Origin of the sequence: Alcaligenes sp. SDU_A2 (assembly GCF_038237375.1) — a bacterium.
GTDB lineage: Bacteria > Pseudomonadota > Gammaproteobacteria > Burkholderiales > Burkholderiaceae_B > Alcaligenes.
Genome location: NZ_CP151273.1, coordinates 2,820,222 through 2,838,144, shown reverse-complemented (window position 1 = coordinate 2,838,144; position 17,923 = coordinate 2,820,222). Strand labels below are relative to the sequence as shown.

Below are 17,923 nucleotides of genomic sequence, written 5' to 3'. Positions count from 1 at the left end.
TTACGAGGGCATGGCCAGCAGCTCCCGCCTGACGTTGAGCAGTGGATCGACCACTGCCAGGAAGTCAAAACCAAGTATCCAGCCGCCTAGCGGCTTTTTTTATGGACAGAAATATGAGCATTCACAAATCCATCGTGCAGGTTTTTGAAAACAATATGGGCAACCGCATCACGCCGGAACTCGCCGCTGGCATGGTTCGCAGCCTGATCGACATACTGGCCGCTGGCGTGCAGCAACAGGCCCAGGCTGATGATGCGCCACAGCAGGACGCCGGCCAGCAGGAGGGCAGTCATGGCATGGTATGACGCAGGGACGGTCAACGTCACCCTGAACAGCGCCACGGTAACGGGCGTCGGCACGCAGTGGCTGGCGGGTGCGAGGCAGGGAGAGGCGTTTGTCGGTCCGGACGGGCGATTGTACGAGGTGCTGAATATCGCCTCGGACACCGTACTCACGCTGACAAAACCGTACCGTGGCGCGACGCAGACCGCGCAGCCGTATGCGCTAGCCCCGCTGCAGGGCTATGTTAAGGAACTGGCCGACCGTGCAGCAGAGCTGTTGCGACGCTATTACGATGCACTGACTCTCGCTGAAAACTCGATCCAGAAATCGAGCATCGGCAGTAAATACTGGGCCACTGCAGATCAGCTATTGCCCGGTAACGCGTACGGCCTGGGCGGCGCGCCAGACCCCTACCCGCATGTGTCAGTAAATATGCATGCGGTACCGGGGGAGTATACGTGCGCGGCTGGCGTTGCAGATACCCCCGGGGGAGCCGGTGTGCTGATCCGTGAGGGTTTGAGCGGTCCCGGCGGCACGTGTTTGCTGGACAGATTTTGCACTGAAGCTGGACGCCAATTCTGGCGCGCCAGGGCTGGCACTGGATTGTGGTCGGGCTGGAGCGAGACAATCACTGTCGGTAATGCAGCGTCGCTGCTCGGCCTGAAATCCGGCGCGTTTGCAGATCTAGTCGGTGATGTGGGCACCGGCGCAGCGATGCAGTCGGGCGGAAACGCTAACGGCAGCTGGTGGCGGTTCCAAAACGGGCTGCAGGTGTGCCGCCAGAGAGCGGGCATTAGTGGAGGGGGCAGTACGATTTTTGGTATTACCTGGACGTTCCCCGTAGAGTTTCTCAACGATACGGAGTATTTCTCGAGCGTAAGCGCCCATATCGGCTCTGGCACGCCTCCCACTTCCGTTGCATTCCATCCCCAGTATCAGAATAAACTGGCGGCCTCCTGCCGCTATCTCTATCAAAGCCCCGGCGATGTGGTTGCTGATTTTTTTGCGGCAGGGAGGTGGAAATAATGAACTGGAACATGATTTTATCTCCCCAGGGCTGCGATTCGCCCCAGGCGCTGGTCCTGGCTGCCCATGGCGCGACGCTTTTGATCAACGGCGCAGTGCTGGATCTGTCATTCCTGGGTGACGGCGACACGTTGCCTGCCGGCGCTATCGATCATCCGTTACTGCAGAGCGCAGAGATCCGTCGGCAGGGCGACACAATCGAAATCGACGGCCTGCTGTTCCCTATCAGTCTGAACCAGACTGACCCGACCGCGTGTTTCCCGGAGCCGATTTTTGTCACCGGTGACGGGCCGATCACGCTGCCGCCGCAGTTCCCGCCAGAGCCAGAACCTACCCCTGAACCCGAACAACAGGACGCCCCGAATGCAGATCAACATTGATACCAGCAAACTCGTCACAGCCGCCGCGCAGCTGCAGGCGCACAAAGACGCGAAAGCCGTCGCGCTGTCGGCGGAATGCCGCGCCGCGATTACCGCCGGCTTCGAATCGGACGCCCTGGGCGATCCGCATCTGTACCCGAGCAAAGAGACGGACCAGATCAATCTCGCCGGCAGTGTGACCGATTCGCTGCTGCCCGACCTGCCGGCAGATTGGGCAACGCCGTTCTGGTGCGCCGACGCTGCCGGGGAGTGGGCCATGCGCCCGCACACCGCCGAGCAGATCCAGCAGGTGGGGCGCGAAGCCAAGGTCCGGATTCTGGCGCTGATGCAGCACAACGCGGCGCTGGCTGAGCAAGTTCAATTGGCCCCTGATAAACCGAGCGTCGAACAAATCGTGTGGGAATACCCGGCCGCCTGAGCGGCTTTTTTTACGTCTGCCGCAATCGCGGCGCTTCACGGGAGACAGCCATGCCGACCGTACATACGAAGGGGAAGAAACCGATGCTGCACAACGATGGGGCGCATCTGCCCATTACGACAGGCTCGGCTTTGGTGATTTACGGCTGGACGCTGCAGGAGTTCGTGCTCCTGCTGTGGGCCGCCTACGTGGTCATTTTGATTGTGACCAAGCTGCCGGAGTTCACACGCGCCGTTGCGCGCATCGCCGGCTGCCTGCAGCGCCATTGGCTGCGATTCAAGGAGTGGAAAAGTGGATCTGAAAACTAAGGTTGGCGCGGGAGTGCTCGCTGCCGCTGTCAGTTTGGTCGCTGCCTGGGAGGGGCGCTCGCTCGTAGCCTACGCGGACCCTGTGGGGATACCGACCATCTGCGAGGGCTACACGCATGGCGTGCGCCTGGGTGATGTGGCTACGTCCGCGCAATGCGATGTGCTGACTGAGCAGGAGGTACGCAAGGCGCTGGCGGTCGTGGATGGTTCGACGCCTGGCCAACTGCCCGACGGCATGCGCGTGGCGCTGGCCAGCTTTGTCTACAACGTCGGGCCTGGTGCCTATGGCGGCTCAACGCTGCTGCGCCGGCTGCGTGCTGGCGAGTTGAAAGCGGCCTGCAATGAGCTGCTGCGCTGGGTGTATGCCGGCGGCAAGAAGTTGCGCGGGCTGGAGTGGCGCCGTCAAGCGGAGAGGCAGATATGTCTATCAAGTCTGCGTTAACTGGGGCTGCTGTACTGGCAGCCCTTTTTTTGGGGCTGCAGATGTACGGCGCTGCCCAGCGCAAAAAGGGCTACGACAAAGCCCAGGCCGAACACATGATCGCCGTCGCCCATGCGGAGGGCAGGGCGCGGCAGATCGAGCACGAATTAACCCAACAAATGGAGGTCCGAGACCGTGAAACGCTGGAACAGTTGGAGCAAGTGGCTCTTGCTGAGCGCCGCGCTGCTGATGAGCGCGTGCGCCAGTCAGCCCAAGAATACGCCGCCCGCTATCGTCGGGACACCGCGCTTGCCAGCGCTGCCGCAGAGCGCCAAGCAGCCGATACCGCCATCAGAATGTTTGCCGAGCTGCTTAGCCAGACTGACGACTTGGCGGGAATCTATGCGGCAGCGGCTGATCGACGCCGAGTAGCTGGCTTGGCGTGTGAAGCCGCATACACGGATGCTCAGGGGCGGTAGCTACTGCGCGGCTGCCCAGCGGCCGTCACTTGGAAGCGGGCTTGTCGGTAATCGCCTCAATTAATGCGAGGGCGTGCCGTGCGCTGCTTACCTGCCTCGTGACGTTCGGCCGGGGTATGCCGGCTCGTTCTGCAGCTGCTGTATGAGTCGCGCCATCGACCAGGACCAGCCGCAGCGCCTCCCGGCTGGGGGAGGGGCGTAGGCGCATCAGCGCGGCGAGCGCATCAAATTGATTGTTTGTCATACCCGCTCCAGCTCGGCCTCTCGGCCCAGCATACCGACCATGAAGGCGGTGCCTTGTTCGTCCTCGACCTGGACTCCACGGAAACCGAGGGCCTTTGCTGCGCGAGCGGTGTAAAGTTGCACGTCCCAAGACAGATCTGCAGCGTCTTCAGGCTCCACGCCGTCCAAGTCGTAGACTGATTTGGACTCTTCAATCAGCGCCTCAGCCTCGTCTTCGTCCACGCCCAGGCGGGCAGCCAGTTCTGCAACCAGCGGGGCCAGCCTATCAGCGCCTTCGTGGTAGAACAGCTGGCCAGCCTCGACGATTTGGGATTTATCCAGCTCAATGCGGTAGGTGATATGTTCGCCGGCCGTCATTACATATTCATTGTCCGAGAAAAACAGGAACTCACCGAAGCGACCCAGGGTGGTGACTTTATTGATTTCGGTTGGGCTGGTGTGAAAGAGTTCCATGTCATTCTCCAAGTGCATGGCCCATTATGTACCGCCTAAGCGGTACTGTCAATCAGCTAGGATGATCAGTGTCCGGCGCTTGGTATTTCGCATTGCGCATTTGCTGGGCGTCCTGACGTAGAGCGTCAGCAGTTCGATTGTGATCATAGCGGGGATTGACTGTATGAGAACTCAGCGGCAGCGAGATACGCAAACCCATCGCGCGGGCGGGTGCTGAATTCATTTTGCTCTGGCGTCGACTGATCGTAGAGCCGAACAAAATCGTAGAGCGCTCGTAGATCCAACGGCGCGGACATCGGACTACGGGGAGTGGTTTTCTCGATTATCAACAGGGCCTCTATCATCGCGTCATAAAATGCGGGCCAGCTGGCAGAGCGGATTAACCGCATAAATCGGTTTTCATTGATAGCTGGTCGGCCCGTGCTAGAAATGGGGCTGCGTACGCCGATGGCCTGGGCTACTCCGTGCCCGTTATCGGCAAATAGATTTCGCCGCGCTCCCTCAAAAAATATTCCTGCCAGCGCGATCTGCGCGCCTTCGGAGAGGTGCTCAGACTCAAATCGAGCAGTCATAGCGGCGGTATCGAATGTTTTGCACCGAGTTTTCGGCAGGGCGGTGGAGTTAGCCCACAGCGCGAATTCATCGCGCCCAGGCTGGTGTGGGATATGCATGTGAGTCTCGCATGTTGCGCTGCAGGGTGGCAGCAATCCCCGCCTACGCGGGGAACAGGGGGCTGGTCTAGCATTCAGCGGTTAATCCCCGCCGCCGCGGGGAACATGCAGTGATTAGTAGTTAGCAGACTCTGCTGCCGCCGCCACACACGCCTTGAGTGTCGGCACTACTGTCCGCTCATTTCCGTTCCGATCTATCGTGGTCGATGCTGTCTGATAGTCGTTTGTGTGAAACAACACATTATCACTGCTATCGAGTATATCTGCGCCGTGGCCGTAAAACACTCCTGGGTTTTTAGCCAGGTAGTTTTGCACATCAGCAAATGTGCTGCATTCAATGCAGCCGTCGTAGCGGGGCTCGGTATTAGTTGTAGAGATTGCGCGGACCAAGTACATGATGTTCCCCTTAAAATTAGATCGCGGTGTTGCGACTCCATGATTTAAATTATACATCATTTTATTGGTTTGTAAATAGGTTTATTTTTTGCGCCCTGGGGTTCCCATGTTTACAACAAAATCAGTCCGGACCAGCCCAGTCTGATCGGCCTGCCGCAATTTTTCGTGAGTTAATTTCATTTTCTTTAGCAGCCGGGACAGATGTTGCTGCTCGCACTGCGTCTGCAAAACCGCATTTGCCTGCTGCTCCCCCGCGACTAGCACCAGGCGGGCGGCGGCGATCAGGGCAGGGGCGCGGGCGCTCGTAAATGACAGCAGCAAATCAAATTGTTCATTTGTCATCGTTTGTCTCTTGCTCAATCAGCCACGTCCGCAGTCCGCCGCAAAATGCGTCAAACGCCTCGTCTGTCATGACAGCGTAACGGCCAGGCCCGGCATCCTGGCTCAGACCCCAGCGCTGCGCAATGGAGCGGCTGGCCTGGTAGCCACCATGACGGCAGATAGCGACGATATCATCAGTGCGCAGCAGCATAGCAGCACGCAGTTTTTTGAAATTCAGGTTGTTGCGATTCGTGTCCATAGGGGTGTTGTTTGCGCTCAAACTTGTTACGATGGATGGACGCAAAAAAGCCCGCTCTAGGGCGGGCTTTCAAAGCGCTTGTCACCAATTCCTCGCTTTGTCACCATTCAATGGGATGCGCAAAGCGCCGGGAGCGGCATGTTTGTTGGGGTGACCGATGGGGCTCGAACCCACGACAACCGGAATCACAATCCGGGACTCTACCAACTGAGCTACGGTCACCACTGTTTTTTACGCTTGGCCGATGCGGTTTGCTGTAAAAAATGTATTCTAGCATGCATTTTTTGCAAAATGCAATACCCGCCTACAGTTTTTTTTCTGGTGTCCATGTGCGCGGCCTTGCCGGGGTATGTGGGCATCAGGTTTAATCATCCTCCTACAACAAAGGAAGCGCGATATGTCCCAATTATTCGTCGTTCATCCCGAGAACCCCCAGCCGCGCGCCATGGCTCAGGCCGCCGAGCTGCTGGCCAAAGGAGGGCTGTTGGCCGTTCCTACCGATTCCAGTTATGCGGTGGTGGCGCGCTTGGATGATAAATCCGCCGCCGAGAATCTGCGGCGATTGCGGGGGTTGGATGAGCGTCATCACTTGACCTTGCTGTGCCGTGATCTGGCCGAAATCAGTCTGTTTGCCAAGGTCGATAATCCACAGTACCGATTGCTCAAGATGGCCACGCCTGGTCCCTGGACCTTTATTCTGGAAGCGACCAAGGAAGTGCCGCGCCGCGTATCGCACCCATCGCGCAAGACCATAGGCATACGCGTACCCAGCCAGAAAGTGGCCTTATCCCTGATCGAGCAGGTAGGCAGCCCCCTTATTTCCACGACCTTGATCCCTGAAGGCGAGGACGAACCCTTGAACGACGCCCAGGAAATTCTGGATCGTTATGCCCATCAGCTAGCGGCCGTGGTCGACGGCGGGGCGTGCCCTTTGCAGGCCACGACGGTGATTGATCTGACCGGGCCTTCGCCTGCCGTTTTGCGTCGTGGACTGGGCGACCCCGCTTTGCTGGGTCTGACTTGACGCTTCGGGCCGGGAAAAAATTCGCGCCTGGGCGGACATTCGTGTTTCAATCCTGAACCTGGGACAGCACCGACTGTCCAACCCGGATCAATGCGCCCGCTGCTCCCGTGGCGGAGCGCTTGCTCCTTCGGAGCTCAGGACTGTCATGGATTCTCTGATACAGACAATTACTGTCTATGCCTTGCCGGTTATTTTCGGCATTACTTTGCACGAAGCCGCGCATGGCTATGTGGCGCGCCTGTTCGGCGACCCGACCGCGATGCTGGCGGGCCGCATCAGCCTGAACCCTCTACGCCATATTGATCCTATCGGCACGATCGTCGTGCCGCTGGTGCTGCTGTTGAGCAGTTCCCTGATGGGCATGGGGGGCATTCTGTTCGGTTGGGCCAAGCCCGTGCCGGTGGATTGGGGGCGTTTGCGCAACCCTAAGCGGGACATGCTGTGGGTAGCCCTGGCTGGGCCGGCTTCCAATTTATTCATGGCGATTCTGTGGGTGCTGTACGCACACCTGATGGTGTCGATCGGGCAGGGCGACAGCGCCTTCTGGATGGGCATGGCGGTGGCCGGCGTACAGGTCAATCTGGTGTTGATGGCCTTGAATCTGCTGCCTTTGCCGCCTTTGGACGGCGGGCGAATTGTCTTTAGTTTGTTGCCAAATCGTTTGGCCTATGCCTATTCCCGCATCGAACCCTACGGCATGATCATTCTGATCGCGCTGATGTTTACCGGCGTGCTCTGGACGCTGATGCGTCCCTTGATTGCCTTGGGAGAAGGGGTGTTGAAATGGTTCTTATGATTTGACTGCTTATCCGTTAAACTGACAGGTCATTATTTTTGTCGGCTGTTGCGCCTTAAATCCGGAGACTTCTCTCATCATGGCAAGTTCGGACTCTGCTATTTCCAATCTTCAGGGCAGCATGGTTGCCCTTGTTACACCTATGAATCCCGATGGGGGTCTGGATTTCGCCGCCTACCGAAAACTGATCGACTGGCACATTCAGGAAGGAACCAATGTGCTGGTGGTGGTGGGAACCTCGGGCGAATCGCCTACGGTGTCGGTGGACGAGCATGCCGAGCTGATCAAAGTGGCGGTCGAGCACGCCGCTGGCCGTGTGCCTGTGGTGGCCGGCGTGGGTGGCAACTCCACCAAGGAAGCCATCGAACTGTCCCGCCATGCGCTGGACGTGGGGGCCGATGCTGGTTTGTCGGTGGTGCCTTATTACAACCGTCCGACCCAGGAAGGGCTGTACCAGCATTTTCGTACGATTGCCGAGGCGGTCGATCTGCCCCAGATGCTGTACAACGTCCCTGGCCGCACCGTGGCCGATCTGAGCAACGCCACTGTGCTGCGTCTGGCCCAGCTGCCTAATATTTTTGGCATCAAAGATGCCACCGGCGACTTGGCGCGTGGTGCCTTGCTGCTGCGCGATGCGCCAGAGGATTTTGTCGTGGTCAGTGGCGATGACGCGACGGCGGCCGCCTATATTCTGCTGGGTGCGCGCGGCAATATTTCGGTCACGGCCAACGTCGCGCCGCGCCTGATGAGCCAGTTGTGTCGCGCCGCGCTGGACATGGATGTGCCCGCTGTGCGTCGTCTTAACGCCAAGCTGGGCGATCTGAACAAGAATCTGTTTGTCGAGGCCAATCCTATCCCTGTGAAATGGGCGCTTGCAGAAATGGGCCTCACTCAGCTCGGTTATCGTTTACCATTGACGCCGTTAAGCCAGCAGTACCATGATTTATTGCGCCAATCTTTGAAAGTTGCGGATCTGATTTCATGATAGTTAAGCCAGCTAGTAAAAGCCTTATCGGCCTGTCTTTGAGCCTGTTGGCTCTGTCCGGTTGTTCGACGGTGGACCAGGTGCTGGGCAAAGAAGAGTCGATCAATTACAAGAGCACGGTGGCGGGCGATCCCCTGAGCATTCCGCCGGATCTGACCCAGGCCAATCGCGACGCCCATTATCGGGCACCGGAAGGGGCTACGTCCTATTCCCAGTATGCCCAGGGCCAAAGCGCCCAGGCGGCCTCGGGCGGTGCCGTCAAAGTGCTGCCTCAGGCGGCCGGCATCCAGGTGATGCGCGATGGCGATCTGCGCTGGTTGGTCATTGACCGTCCCGTGGACAAGGTGTTTCCCGGTATCGTGGAGTTCTGGGGCGAACAGGGCTTTACCATTCAGTCCCAGGACCCCAGCGCGGGTCTGATCCAGACCGACTGGGCCGAGAACCGCGCCAAGATTCCAGAAAGCTGGATTCGCAGCGCCTTGGGCTCCATCATCGACCAGGTCTTTGACAGCGGCGAACGCGAACGCTTCCGTACTCGCATTGAGCGCGTGGGCGGGCAAACCGAAGTCTATGTGTCGCATCAGCGCATGGAAGAAACTCCGACAGCCGACGGTGCCGCTTTCAAATGGGTATTTGCCAAGGAAGATCCGGGCCTGAATGCCGCCATGCTGGCGCGCATCATGGTGTACCTGGGTTCGGACATCGATTCGGCCCGCGAACAGGTAGCCAATGCCTCTAAAGATCCTTCTCTTGCCCAGGTGCAGACGCTGGATACGGCGGGCCAGGCGGAGTTGGTGTTGAACGAATCCTTTGATCGTGCTTGGCGTCGTGTCGGCGTGGCCATTGATTCGGCCGGTTTCTCGGTCGAAGACCGCGACCGTTCGGCTGGCGAATTCTTCATCCGCTATCTGGACTCCGATACGGGCGAGAAGATCGAGCAGCAGAACATCATCGGTCGCATCTTTGGTGGTCGCAACACGGCCGAAGCCGTACCCTTGCGGATCAAGTTGACCGGTCAGGGTGATGCGACTCGTGTCACGGTTCTGGATAAGAACGGCCAGGAGCAGAGCACGCCTACGGCCAAGCGCATTGTTAATGTGCTGTCCAGCCATATGCGGCCCGGCAAGTAATATCTGCTCACCTTAGGATTGGGTAAGCTAGTCAAAACCCTGACTTAAACAGTCAGGGTTTTTTTTGCGCGCTTTAACTGGACATTCAACATCGATCAAAAGATAATAGGAATTATTATCGTTTGATGTTCCTGTACGAGGTGTGCTCATGCTCGAATATTACTATCGTAAATGGATCAATTTTTGCGTGCGTTGGGCGGGTGCAGATGCGCCGTCGGCACAGCCCGATCAGCGCATCATGCAGGTCATTCGCTCCTTGCCGCGTCGTCGGCGCGAAGCGTTCTTATTGCACCGTTTTGATGGCCTGTCGCATGCCGAGATTGCCCGGCGCATGCAGACATCCAGCCAGATGGTGGAACAACATGTGCGTTTGGCCTTGCGGGCCTGCCGTCAAGCCCCGAGGGTGCCAGGCTCTGCGGCAAGCGGCATGTCGGCCGCGCCGGGTAGGAGCTAAGATGCGGGTCGACGAACGGGTCCGGCGCATCGATGACCAAGCCCTGGAATGGTTGGTGCGAGAAAGCGATGGCATGGATGCCCGTAGCCAATCCGCATTTCGAGCCTGGCTGGACATAGATCCCGAACATCAGGCCGCCTATCGCCGCTGGCAGGCGCAATGGGAAGCCCTGGGCAGGCTGAGTCCTGCGCAATTGCGTGATTTGCGGGAGCAGGATGCTTTTCCTGCAGACCATACGCCGCCCTTTGCTTGGATGCGCCGCCTGCAAGATGTCTGCGAAGACTTCTGGCTGGCGCACCCGGCTCGTCGCCCGGTTCTGGGGGGCGCTTTGGCCTTGGTGGCGGGCTTGGTGGTGTTGGGTGGCCTAGGGCGGTATGTAGGTTAGTCCGTACCATTCCCTGCGCGCGCTCTTGTGTCAGGCGGGCCAGGGATGGCGCAAGTGCAAAGCAGCCAAGCGTATGCGTTCGTTTGGATCGGGGTTGTGTAGGCGGGGGATGATTCCCAGGCACGGTTCGGGCAGGTATTCGCGCAGGCTTTGTATATTGGCCTGCGCATGCAGCATATTTTCTTCTACCTGATTGCTGACCCATCCCAGCAATGTTAAGCCGCTTGCGCGTATGGCCTGGGCGCTGAGCAAGGCATGGTTCAAGGCCCCCAGCCGCAGACCGACCACCAGAATCACCGGCAGGTTCAAGCGCTGCGCCAGATCCGCCCCGGTCTGCCCGGCCCCCAGCGGGACCATGAAGCCGCCTACGCCTTCGACCACAACATAGTCGGCCAACTTGCTTGCTGCCTGGAAGTTGGATTGGATACGCAAGGGGTCCAGTATTTCTCCGGCCTTGGCGGCCAGAATGTGCGGGGCTGCCGGTTCGCGAAACAGATACGGCGTCAGCAGGTCCGGGTCGGCCCTGACGCTGGAATGCAGGGCCAAGGCCTGTACATCAGGATTGCGCAGTCGCCCGCCGATGGATTCTGCGCCCGATGCAATCGGTTTCATGCCCAGGCTGCGCGCGCCTTGGCCGGCCAACACATGCAACAGGGCGGCGCTGACCAGGGTTTTGCCGATTTCGGTATCGGTTCCGGTGACAAAGCAGGCCTTCATGCGTATTCCTTCAGCAAATCATGCAGGCCGGTCAGCAGGTGGTGAGTTTCCGATGACTGCCATATGTAGCCCGGCATGATGTAGACGGTATTGGCAATCGGGCGCAGCAACAGGCCGTAGCGCAGTGCGGACCGGTAGAAACGGCGCGCAAAGGCATCATGGTCATGTCGCATCGGGCCTGTATCCAGATCGAAAGCCCAGATCATGCCGCATCGGCGTAGGTGCCGTATGTTTGGGTGCCGTGTCGCTAGATCCTGCAAACCGGGTTCCAGTTCTCGTGCCAGTGCGTCCTGTAGCTCGAAAACCGGCAGTTCCCGAAACAGTTCCAGCGTGGCCAGCGCGGCCCGACAGGCCAGTGGATTCCCGGAATAGGAATGCGAGTGCAGAAACCCGCGTCGCAGGTCCGGGTCGTAAAAGCCCTGGTAAAGCGTATGGCTTGAAAGCACGACGGACAGGGGGAGCGTGCCGCCTGTGATGCCTTTGGATAAACACAGCAGGTCAGGCCAGATGTCGGCATGTTCGCAGGCAAAGAAACGACCGGTGCGCCCGCAGCCGACAGCGATTTCGTCCAAAATCAAATGCACTTGATAGCGATCGCACAGGGCGCGTACGCCGCGCAGATAGGCAGGAGCATGCATGACCATGCCGGCGGCGCATTGCACCAGTGGTTCCAGAATGACGGCGGCAATGTCGGTGTGTTGGCGCAGCACCGTTTCCAGCGAGTCCAGCGCGGCCTGGGTGACGGCCTGCTGCTCGTCCGGATGCGCGGCTTGGCGTAGATCGGGACTGGCCGCCATGTAGTTTGTAGCCAGTTGCGCGTCATAGTGTTCGCGGAACAAGGGGACGTCGGTGACGGCCAGTGCGCCCAGGGTTTCTCCATGATAGCCCTGTTGCAAGCCCACAAAACGGTGTTTGTGCGCCTGGCCCTGGTTGCGCCAGTACTGTGCGCTAAGTTTAAGAGCGATCTCTACCGCCGACGCCCCGTCGCTGCCGTAGAAGGCATGGCCTAGCCGGTTGCCGGTCAAGGCAGCCAACTGTTCGGACAGTTGCACAACGGGCTCGTGGGTCAGACCGCACAGCATGATGTGATCCAGGGTGTGCAACTGTTCGCTGATGGCATTGATGATGTGGGGGTGGCTGTGCCCGAACAGGTTGACCCACCATGAACTGATTGCGTCCAGATAGCGTTTTCCGTCCTGATCGTGCAACCAGGCTCCCTGGGCGCGGAGGATGGCCGGTAGCGGCACGCCTTGATCGTGGTGTTGCATTTGGGTACAAGGATGCCAGACGGCATCCAGGCTGCGGCGGGATAAGGGGGGCAGGTCGATGTGGCTCATGGTGCGCTCGTTTCGGTGTTGGGGAAGGATGGGGCCTGACGCAGGCAATCGGCCAGACGCAAAATGTCCCGCTCTTGGTGGGCGGCGGACAGCGAAATGCGCAGTCGGGACTGGCCGCGCGGCACGGTAGGCGGGCGTATGGCCGGAGCCCAGATGCCGTGTTCGGCCAGATAGGCGGACAGGCGCAACGCCTGACTGGGCTGGCCCAGCATCAGTCTTTGCACCGGCGTCTCGGATAAAGGGGAAGGCCAGGGCAAGGTGTCGGCCTGGATCTGCCAGAGTCGGGCAAGGTGTTGCAGACGGGTGCGCTGCTGTTGTGCTTGGGAAATCAAGGGCAGGCAGGCCCGCAAGGCGGCGCAGTGGGCCGGGGCCAGTCCTGTGCTGAACACATAGCTGCGCGCGCGTTGGGTCAGCCAGTCGATCAGCGTGGCGCTGCCGGCCACAAAAGCGCCGCCCAGCCCCGCTGCTTTGCCAAACGTGCCCAGATAGATCAGCCTGCGCCTTTGCGCCTGGGTCAGCGCAAAGTGTTCGGGTGCGCCGCGTCCGTTTGCGCCCAGCACGCCCAGGCCGTGGGCATCGTCCAGGTACAGCATGGCATCGTGGCGCTCGCACAGTGTCAGTAGCTCATCGACCGGAGCCAGGGTGCCGTCCATGCTGAAGAGGCTGTCGGAAATGATTAATTTCAGACCCGGCCCCGGTCGGGAGAGCAGGGCCTCGAGCCGACCCATATCGCGATGGGGGTAGACGCGCAGGCGTGCTCCGGATAGCCGGCTGCCGTCGATCAGGCTGGCATGATTCAGGCGGTCGCAGAAAATGCTGTCCTTGGGGCCAAGCAAGGCGGGAATCACCCCCAGGCTGGCTTGGTAACCGCTGACAAACAGACGCGCAGCGTCAAATCCGCTCCAGGCAGCCAGTTCCTGCTCCAATGCATGGGCTTGGCGGTGGTGTCCGCACACCAGAGGGGAAGCCGTCGCGCCGGCTGCATCGGCGAGCGCGGGTTGCAGGTCCGGGTGCAGGCTCAGGCCCAGGTAGTCGTTGCCGGCAAAGCTCAGCATGTCCCGGCCGTCGCGTCGGACATGGCCGTTGGGCAGTGGTTGGCACAGTGTCCGGTGGCGCCACAAGTCTTGCCGGCGCAGCCCTTGCAGGCCGTGCTCCAGGCGATTCAAAAGAGCGTTCATGCTGCGACCGTTTGTACGGGCAGATTGTCCCAGCCTCGGTAGGCGGGCAGCCTGATGCGCTGGCCTGGGCGGGACTGCAGGGACGGCAAGAGGGGCAATAAGGTTTGCACGGCAAGCCGGGCTTCCAGTTGCGCCAGTCCGGCCCCAAGGCAGTGGTGGATGCCGTGGCCCAGAGACAGCTCTGGCTGCGTGTGGCGTGTGAAATCCAGTGTCTGCGGGTCCGGAAAAATATCGGGATCGTGATTGGCCGCGCCAAGCAACAAGACCAGCAACTGGCCTTTACGTAATGTCTGGCCGTGCCAGTGGCGATCGCCTTCCAGGCGGCGCGCCGTGTATTGAATCGGGCTGTCGTGGCGCAGAAATTCGCGCACGGCGGCCGGAATCTGCTGTGGGTGCTGCTCCAGCGTCTGGCGCAGGTCGGCGCGTTGGATCAGGGTGTTGAGCATGGTGCCCAACAGGTGGCGCGAGGTCTCGTAACCGGCAAAGAGCAGCATGCAGCACTGGGCTAGCCGTTCTTGGCGACCGCGCAGGGACAGGTTTTGGTCGTGCAATAGCTGCCAGGCCAAGCCGTCGGGCACGAGATGGCGCGCGTCCGACAGGCAGTCGGCCATGTCCAGCAGGGCGTGTTGGGCGCGCAGCAGCACGGGTGCGTCCGGGGTGGGGATACCCAGAAAATGCGCCATCGCTTCGGTCCATTCAAGCAGTCGTTCGGCCGGCAAATCGCGCAAGCCCAGCAGGTCCATCATGACCAGTACAGGCAGGGGCCGACAGATATCGCGTGCTAAATCGGCCTGCCCGTTTTCCAGTTTGCGGCGTAGTTCACCGGCAAGTTGTTGGCAGCGTGTTTGAATAGCCGGTTCCAGTGCCCGCATGGCATCGGCGGTGAAGGCGGGGCTGAGCACGCGCCGTATCCGTGTGTGCCGGGGCCGGTCCACGAACACCAGAGCGCGGGCCATCAGGCTTTTGAAGGCATACAGGCGGGAGGTGTCCGGTGCCTGGGCCTGCGTGGTCCAACCGCCGATCCGGCGCACGCGCAAGGCGGGGTCTCGCAAGGCGAATCGGACATCGGCATGGCGGTGAACCAGCCAGGCACCGCCACAGAAATCAGGCGTCCAGACTAAGGGCGGACCTTGGCGCAGGTCGGCATAAAACGCGTAGGGGTCGGCGATGAATGGCGCCTTGAACACGGCATGTCTCCAGAGCTGTAGCGAAGCCGGTGCAGGCTAGCATGCATGTCTTTGGATCGCTGCCGGGAAGCTGTATCTATTAATCGTGTGTATATGTATAGATAGATTTTCGGTGCATATAGGTTAATTTGCTGTAAATTGATCGCTTTTATGTATCTATTTTTTACAAATTGAGCGACAGCGGTAAAACATATGCGCGCTTTTCTGAGTCCGGGTGTATCGGCCGCATGGCGCTGTGCCGCCGATCCTTGTTGGGATGGCGACACTGATTCTGGTGTCGGGAGTGACTAGCGCAGAACGGGCTTTTCGGGGCTGGCCTCGGTGGGCAGGACGGCTGCTTTGGACTTGCGTTGCGGCATTTTTCCGTTCAGCACCAGATAGGCCAGCAAGCCGATCAGCAGGCCCCAGAAGGCACCGCCTATGCCCAGCAGGGTAATGTTGGCCGCCGAGGCCAGAAAGGTGATCAGGGCGGCTTCGCGGGTCTTGGGTTCGGCCATGGCCCCGGCCAGACTGCCGCCTATGGTGCCTAGCAAGGCCAGGCCCGCCAGTGTGGTGATGAAGGTGGCGGGGAAAGCCATGAAAACAGCGGCCAGCGTGACGCCGAACACGCCCACCAGGATATAGAACAGGCCGGCGGCAATACCCGCGATCCAGCGCTTGGACGGATCTTCGTGCGCTTCGCGGCCGGTGCAGATGGCTGCCGTGATGGCGGCTATATTAAAGGCGTGGGAGCCAAAGGGGGCCATGAGCAGCGAACCCAGGCCGGTCAGCGCGACAATAGGATTGGCGCTGGTGCGAAAGCCGTCGTTGCGCAGCACCAGCATGCCTGGCATGTATTGGCCGGTCAGGGTGATAAGGAACAGGGGCAAAGCCACGCTGAGCAAGGCATTCAGCGAAAAGGCCGGCATGGTAAAGACCGGGGCGGCCAATTGCAGCTGCAGGCCGGCCAGATCCACGCGCTCTTGCAGCAGCAGAAAACCCAGGCCCAGCACCAGGATGCCGACTACCGCGTAGCGCGCGTTCAGACGCTTGAAGATCAGGTAGGCGGCGATCAGCAGGCCGGCCAGCATGGGGTCCACACTCATTCCACCAAAGGCACCGATGCCAAATTGCAGCAAGATCCCGGCCAGTAGGCCGGATGCGATACCGGCGGGAATCAGGCGGATGACGCGCTCGAAGTAACCGGACAGTCCCAGCACCACAAAGGCCAGAGCCGAGATCAGGTAGGCACCGACGGCCTGTTCGTAGGGCGTGCTGGCCAGCGCAGTGACCAGAAAGGCGGCGGCCGGGGTGGACCAGGCTGTGATGATGGGTTCGCGCGCGACCCAACTGAGAATCAGACCGGTCACGCCGACGCCGATGGATACCGACCAGACCCAGGAGGCGGTCAGCTCGGGGCTGAGCCCGGCGACTTTGGCGGCCTGAAAGACCAGAATAAAGGTGCCGCCATAGTTGACGATGACCGAAATCAGGCCGGCCACCACGGGATGCGTCAGATCGCTGAGCAGGAGGGAGTGTGAGGTTTTGGCTGTGGACATGGCGGTGCAGGGCTTCCTGAAAGAGCATGGGGAATGAAAACCGAATTGGTTTTATAGCCCGCTAATGGACTACTTAATCCATACACTTTTAGGCAATTGAGCAGACCGCTTTGGGATAAAAAACAAGCCGGAAAGGTCCGGCTTTGTTTCTTTTTTTGCCCTGTCTCGGCGCGCTCAAGCGGCTTGAAACTGAATCCAGCCGTCGTCCAGCCAGGCGTTCAACATGTCCAGCGCGTCCTCGTCCAGCTCCTGGAACGCCGCGCTGCCGGTCTTGATTTCCCGTTCGTCGGCCAGCAGGCGCAAGGCACGGGTGGCGGGGCAGGGGGCGACTTCGCCATTGATGTACAACTCGTGTTCACGATACATCATTCGGGTGCAGCGATCCAGTACCAGACGACCAGCAGGGAGGTCCGGATCATGCAGATCGACCGGCTCGTCGGCAATGTCGAACCACGAGTTGGCCGGCAGCTCGGTCAGCCAGACGCCCAGAAAGCGGGCGGCCAGGGCGTCGTCAAAGCGGATGGCATTCAGGGCGTCCAGCGACTTTTGCACCAGGTTTTCAGGCAGGGCAGCCGGCGTGCGGGTTGCGCCCACGCCAGGGTCGGTATAACGGGCCTGCAGGTCTGGCATGGCCAGGGGCGGATCGGAATACAAGCCGTAGCCTTCGCCGCCAGCAGCAGCCAACTGATCGCTGGCCGCCTCCATCAGGCCGCGCGCTAGCGTGGCCTGGGTGGGCGAACGAAAGCCGATGGAGATGGTCATGCACTCGCCCAGGGCGATGCCGTCGTGCGCGACATGCGGGGGCAAATACAGCATATCGCCCGGCTCCAGGGTGAATTCTTCTTCGGCCTGGAAATTGCGTAGTATTTTCAGGGGCAGATCAGGCACCAGGCTCAAGTCTTTTTGTTGGCTGATGCGCCAGTGCCGCCGTCCGTGGGCCTGCAGCAGAAAGACATCGTAACTGTCAAAGTGCGGTCCCACGCCGCCGCCGTCCGAGGCGATGCTGATCATGGCGTCGTCCAGGCGCGCATCGGCAATGAAGCGAAATTGCCGCATCAGAGCCGCCGTGGCGTCATCGTGCAGGTCCACGCTTTGGGCCAGGGCGGTCCATTTGGGCTGGGAAGCGGGCGGCAGCTCGTCGAACGGCCCGGTTTCCATGTGCCAGCCTTGTTCGTCGTGCACAATCAGGCGCGATTCGACTTCGTCGCGCGACACCAGTTCGCGAATATTGGCGATGCTGAGCGACGGTTTGAAATTGGGGATGGCGCGGCGGATTAGCAAAGGCTTGCGTTGCCAGTAGATTTGCATGAATTCATGCGCGCTGATGCCGCCCAGAAGGGCCAAGGGCTGATCGATGTCCATGGGCTGCCTGAACAAAAAGTAAAAAGGGAATACAGTCGTAAGCTTAACTGATCTGCCGCATGCCAGCCCGTCGATCATGGACTGTAAACAGGGTTAGGGGCCGGTTAAAGCGATGTCGCCGTCCCGGCACCTTCTGCGCGATTTGCTGCCTGTGTTCGGGTGTGCCCGGGCGG

24 protein-coding genes and 1 tRNA gene are annotated in these 17,923 nt (G+C 60.0%); 13 read left to right on the top strand and 12 right to left on the bottom strand.

From position 1 onward, the window contains the following. Positions 1 to 113: 113 nt before the first annotated feature. From AADW57_RS13085 to AADW57_RS13055, 7 genes are read left to right on the top strand one after another with little or no spacing between them, the layout of a single operon-like run. Complete coding sequence (locus AADW57_RS13085; RefSeq protein WP_341667333.1) at positions 114 to 305, top strand: hypothetical protein; 192 nt, start codon at positions 114 to 116, stop codon at positions 303 to 305. Continuing rightward, entirely contained in the window at positions 292 to 1,308 is a 1,017-nt protein-coding gene (locus tag AADW57_RS13080; RefSeq protein ID WP_341667332.1) for a hypothetical protein, read from the top strand. Before AADW57_RS13085 ends, AADW57_RS13080 begins: the two co-directional genes overlap by 14 nt. Beyond that, the gene (locus tag AADW57_RS13075; RefSeq protein ID WP_341667331.1) at positions 1,308 to 1,688 is read left to right on the top strand and encodes a hypothetical protein; all 381 of its coding nucleotides are present in this window, start codon (positions 1,308 to 1,310) and stop codon (positions 1,686 to 1,688) included. Before AADW57_RS13080 ends, AADW57_RS13075 begins: the two co-directional genes overlap by 1 nt. Further along, positions 1,672 to 2,106, top strand: coding sequence for a DUF4376 domain-containing protein (locus AADW57_RS13070; protein WP_341667330.1), 435 nt, complete (start codon positions 1,672 to 1,674; stop codon positions 2,104 to 2,106). Before AADW57_RS13075 ends, AADW57_RS13070 begins: the two co-directional genes overlap by 17 nt. Positions 2,107 to 2,156: 50 nt before the next feature. After that, positions 2,157 to 2,414 carry a hypothetical protein gene (locus AADW57_RS13065; protein ID WP_131070752.1) on the top strand — a complete coding sequence of 86 codons (258 nt, stop codon included), beginning with the start codon at positions 2,157 to 2,159 and terminating at the stop codon, positions 2,412 to 2,414. Beyond that, positions 2,398 to 2,856 carry a lysozyme gene (locus AADW57_RS13060; protein WP_341667329.1) on the top strand — a complete coding sequence of 153 codons (459 nt, stop codon included), beginning with the start codon at positions 2,398 to 2,400 and terminating at the stop codon, positions 2,854 to 2,856. Before AADW57_RS13065 ends, AADW57_RS13060 begins: the two co-directional genes overlap by 17 nt. Then, positions 2,835 to 3,314, top strand: a complete 480-nt coding sequence (locus tag AADW57_RS13055) for a DUF2514 family protein (RefSeq protein WP_341667328.1) — start codon at positions 2,835 to 2,837, stop codon at positions 3,312 to 3,314. The genes AADW57_RS13060 and AADW57_RS13055 overlap by 22 nt, the downstream gene beginning before the upstream one ends. Positions 3,315 to 3,339: 25 nt before the next feature. Here the strand turns inward: AADW57_RS13055 and AADW57_RS13050 are convergent, their stop codons facing one another. The 6 genes from AADW57_RS13050 to AADW57_RS13025 form a co-directional block, all read right to left on the bottom strand. Further along, positions 3,340 to 3,558, bottom strand: a complete 219-nt coding sequence (locus AADW57_RS13050; RefSeq protein WP_341667327.1) for a hypothetical protein — start codon at positions 3,556 to 3,558, stop codon at positions 3,340 to 3,342. Then, entirely contained in the window at positions 3,555 to 4,010 is a 456-nt protein-coding gene (locus tag AADW57_RS13045; protein WP_341667326.1) for a hypothetical protein, read from the bottom strand. The genes AADW57_RS13050 and AADW57_RS13045 overlap by 4 nt, the downstream gene beginning before the upstream one ends. Positions 4,011 to 4,153: 143 nt before the next feature. Continuing rightward, positions 4,154 to 4,681, bottom strand: a complete 528-nt coding sequence (locus AADW57_RS13040) for a hypothetical protein (RefSeq protein WP_341667325.1) — start codon at positions 4,679 to 4,681, stop codon at positions 4,154 to 4,156. A 477-nt stretch (positions 4,682 to 5,158) separates the two neighbouring features. Next, on the bottom strand, positions 5,159 to 5,419 hold the full coding sequence (locus tag AADW57_RS13035; RefSeq protein WP_341667324.1) for a hypothetical protein: 261 nt from the start codon (positions 5,417 to 5,419) through the stop codon (positions 5,159 to 5,161). After that, a complete protein-coding gene (locus tag AADW57_RS13030; protein ID WP_341667323.1) occupies positions 5,409 to 5,657 on the bottom strand; it encodes a hypothetical protein in 249 nt (82 codons plus the stop codon). The genes AADW57_RS13035 and AADW57_RS13030 overlap by 11 nt, the downstream gene beginning before the upstream one ends. 146 nt (positions 5,658 to 5,803) lie before the next feature. Next, positions 5,804 to 5,879: transfer RNA gene (locus tag AADW57_RS13025), tRNA-His, on the bottom strand. A 175-nt stretch (positions 5,880 to 6,054) separates the two neighbouring features. Between AADW57_RS13025 and AADW57_RS13020 the strand changes: the two genes are divergently transcribed. The 6 genes from AADW57_RS13020 (at position 6,055) to AADW57_RS12995 (ending at position 10,431) form a co-directional block, all read left to right on the top strand. Next, positions 6,055 to 6,681, top strand: a complete 627-nt coding sequence (locus tag AADW57_RS13020) for an L-threonylcarbamoyladenylate synthase (RefSeq protein ID WP_341667322.1) — start codon at positions 6,055 to 6,057, stop codon at positions 6,679 to 6,681. 145 nt (positions 6,682 to 6,826) lie between these two features. Continuing rightward, positions 6,827 to 7,477 (top strand): site-2 protease family protein, encoded by a 651-nt coding sequence (locus AADW57_RS13015; RefSeq protein WP_341667321.1) that lies wholly within the window; start codon positions 6,827 to 6,829, stop codon positions 7,475 to 7,477. Positions 7,478 to 7,556: 79 nt separating this feature from the next. Then, a complete protein-coding gene (dapA, locus tag AADW57_RS13010) occupies positions 7,557 to 8,462 on the top strand; it encodes a 4-hydroxy-tetrahydrodipicolinate synthase (RefSeq protein WP_341667320.1) in 906 nt (301 codons plus the stop codon). Continuing rightward, a complete protein-coding gene (bamC, locus tag AADW57_RS13005; RefSeq protein ID WP_341667319.1) occupies positions 8,459 to 9,592 on the top strand; it encodes an outer membrane protein assembly factor BamC in 1,134 nt (377 codons plus the stop codon). The genes dapA and bamC overlap by 4 nt, the downstream gene beginning before the upstream one ends. Positions 9,593 to 9,740: 148 nt before the next feature. Further along, on the top strand, positions 9,741 to 10,046 hold the full coding sequence (locus AADW57_RS13000) for a sigma-70 region 4 domain-containing protein (RefSeq protein ID WP_341667318.1): 306 nt from the start codon (positions 9,741 to 9,743) through the stop codon (positions 10,044 to 10,046). 1 nt (position 10,047) lies between these two features. After that, positions 10,048 to 10,431, top strand: coding sequence for a FecR/PupR family sigma factor regulator (locus AADW57_RS12995; protein WP_341667317.1), 384 nt, complete (start codon positions 10,048 to 10,050; stop codon positions 10,429 to 10,431). 30 nt (positions 10,432 to 10,461) lie between these two features. Here AADW57_RS12995 and bioD read toward each other — a convergent pair whose 3' ends face one another. From bioD to AADW57_RS12965, 6 genes are all read right to left on the bottom strand, one after another. After that, positions 10,462 to 11,148, bottom strand: a complete 687-nt coding sequence (bioD, locus tag AADW57_RS12990; protein ID WP_341667316.1) for a dethiobiotin synthase — start codon at positions 11,146 to 11,148, stop codon at positions 10,462 to 10,464. After that, positions 11,145 to 12,485, bottom strand: coding sequence for an adenosylmethionine--8-amino-7-oxononanoate transaminase (gene bioA / locus AADW57_RS12985; protein ID WP_341667315.1), 1,341 nt, complete (start codon positions 12,483 to 12,485; stop codon positions 11,145 to 11,147). The genes bioD and bioA overlap by 4 nt, the downstream gene beginning before the upstream one ends. Continuing rightward, positions 12,482 to 13,663 carry an aminotransferase class I/II-fold pyridoxal phosphate-dependent enzyme gene (locus AADW57_RS12980; RefSeq protein WP_341667314.1) on the bottom strand — a complete coding sequence of 394 codons (1,182 nt, stop codon included), beginning with the start codon at positions 13,661 to 13,663 and terminating at the stop codon, positions 12,482 to 12,484. The genes bioA and AADW57_RS12980 overlap by 4 nt, the downstream gene beginning before the upstream one ends. Continuing rightward, positions 13,660 to 14,850 carry a cytochrome P450 gene (locus AADW57_RS12975; protein ID WP_341667313.1) on the bottom strand — a complete coding sequence of 397 codons (1,191 nt, stop codon included), beginning with the start codon at positions 14,848 to 14,850 and terminating at the stop codon, positions 13,660 to 13,662. The genes AADW57_RS12980 and AADW57_RS12975 overlap by 4 nt, the downstream gene beginning before the upstream one ends. Before the next feature lie 287 nt (positions 14,851 to 15,137). Then, the gene (locus AADW57_RS12970; RefSeq protein ID WP_341667312.1) at positions 15,138 to 16,388 is read right to left on the bottom strand and encodes a benzoate/H(+) symporter BenE family transporter; all 1,251 of its coding nucleotides are present in this window, start codon (positions 16,386 to 16,388) and stop codon (positions 15,138 to 15,140) included. Between the two features lie 174 nt (positions 16,389 to 16,562). Next, complete coding sequence (locus AADW57_RS12965) at positions 16,563 to 17,750, bottom strand: JmjC domain-containing protein (protein WP_341667311.1); 1,188 nt, start codon at positions 17,748 to 17,750, stop codon at positions 16,563 to 16,565. Positions 17,751 to 17,923: the final 173 nt, after the last annotated feature.

Coding starts and splice junctions, on each gene's coding strand:
- AADW57_RS13035 (WP_341667324.1), bottom strand. CDS start 5,419: ATGACAAATGAACAATTTGATTTGCTGCTGTCATTTACGAGCGCCCGC.
- AADW57_RS13070 (WP_341667330.1), top strand. CDS start 1,672: ATGCAGATCAACATTGATACCAGCAAACTCGTCACAGCCGCCGCGCAG.
- AADW57_RS13085 (WP_341667333.1), top strand. CDS start 114: ATGAGCATTCACAAATCCATCGTGCAGGTTTTTGAAAACAATATGGGC.
- AADW57_RS13040 (WP_341667325.1), bottom strand. CDS start 4,681: ATGCATATCCCACACCAGCCTGGGCGCGATGAATTCGCGCTGTGGGCT.
- AADW57_RS13080 (WP_341667332.1), top strand. CDS start 292: ATGGCATGGTATGACGCAGGGACGGTCAACGTCACCCTGAACAGCGCC.
- AADW57_RS13065 (WP_131070752.1), top strand. CDS start 2,157: ATGCCGACCGTACATACGAAGGGGAAGAAACCGATGCTGCACAACGAT.
- bioD (WP_341667316.1), bottom strand. CDS start 11,148: ATGAAGGCCTGCTTTGTCACCGGAACCGATACCGAAATCGGCAAAACC.
- AADW57_RS12970 (WP_341667312.1), bottom strand. CDS start 16,388: ATGTCCACAGCCAAAACCTCACACTCCCTCCTGCTCAGCGATCTGACG.
- AADW57_RS13045 (WP_341667326.1), bottom strand. CDS start 4,010: ATGGAACTCTTTCACACCAGCCCAACCGAAATCAATAAAGTCACCACC.
- AADW57_RS12995 (WP_341667317.1), top strand. CDS start 10,048: ATGCGGGTCGACGAACGGGTCCGGCGCATCGATGACCAAGCCCTGGAA.
- AADW57_RS13055 (WP_341667328.1), top strand. CDS start 2,835: ATGTCTATCAAGTCTGCGTTAACTGGGGCTGCTGTACTGGCAGCCCTT.
- bamC (WP_341667319.1), top strand. CDS start 8,459: ATGATAGTTAAGCCAGCTAGTAAAAGCCTTATCGGCCTGTCTTTGAGC.
- AADW57_RS12980 (WP_341667314.1), bottom strand. CDS start 13,663: ATGAACGCTCTTTTGAATCGCCTGGAGCACGGCCTGCAAGGGCTGCGC.
- AADW57_RS13075 (WP_341667331.1), top strand. CDS start 1,308: ATGAACTGGAACATGATTTTATCTCCCCAGGGCTGCGATTCGCCCCAG.
- dapA (WP_341667320.1), top strand. CDS start 7,557: ATGGCAAGTTCGGACTCTGCTATTTCCAATCTTCAGGGCAGCATGGTT.
- AADW57_RS13050 (WP_341667327.1), bottom strand. CDS start 3,558: ATGACAAACAATCAATTTGATGCGCTCGCCGCGCTGATGCGCCTACGC.
- AADW57_RS13020 (WP_341667322.1), top strand. CDS start 6,055: ATGTCCCAATTATTCGTCGTTCATCCCGAGAACCCCCAGCCGCGCGCC.
- AADW57_RS13000 (WP_341667318.1), top strand. CDS start 9,741: ATGCTCGAATATTACTATCGTAAATGGATCAATTTTTGCGTGCGTTGG.
- AADW57_RS13015 (WP_341667321.1), top strand. CDS start 6,827: ATGGATTCTCTGATACAGACAATTACTGTCTATGCCTTGCCGGTTATT.
- AADW57_RS12965 (WP_341667311.1), bottom strand. CDS start 17,750: ATGGACATCGATCAGCCCTTGGCCCTTCTGGGCGGCATCAGCGCGCAT.
- bioA (WP_341667315.1), bottom strand. CDS start 12,485: ATGAGCCACATCGACCTGCCCCCCTTATCCCGCCGCAGCCTGGATGCC.
- AADW57_RS13030 (WP_341667323.1), bottom strand. CDS start 5,657: ATGGACACGAATCGCAACAACCTGAATTTCAAAAAACTGCGTGCTGCT.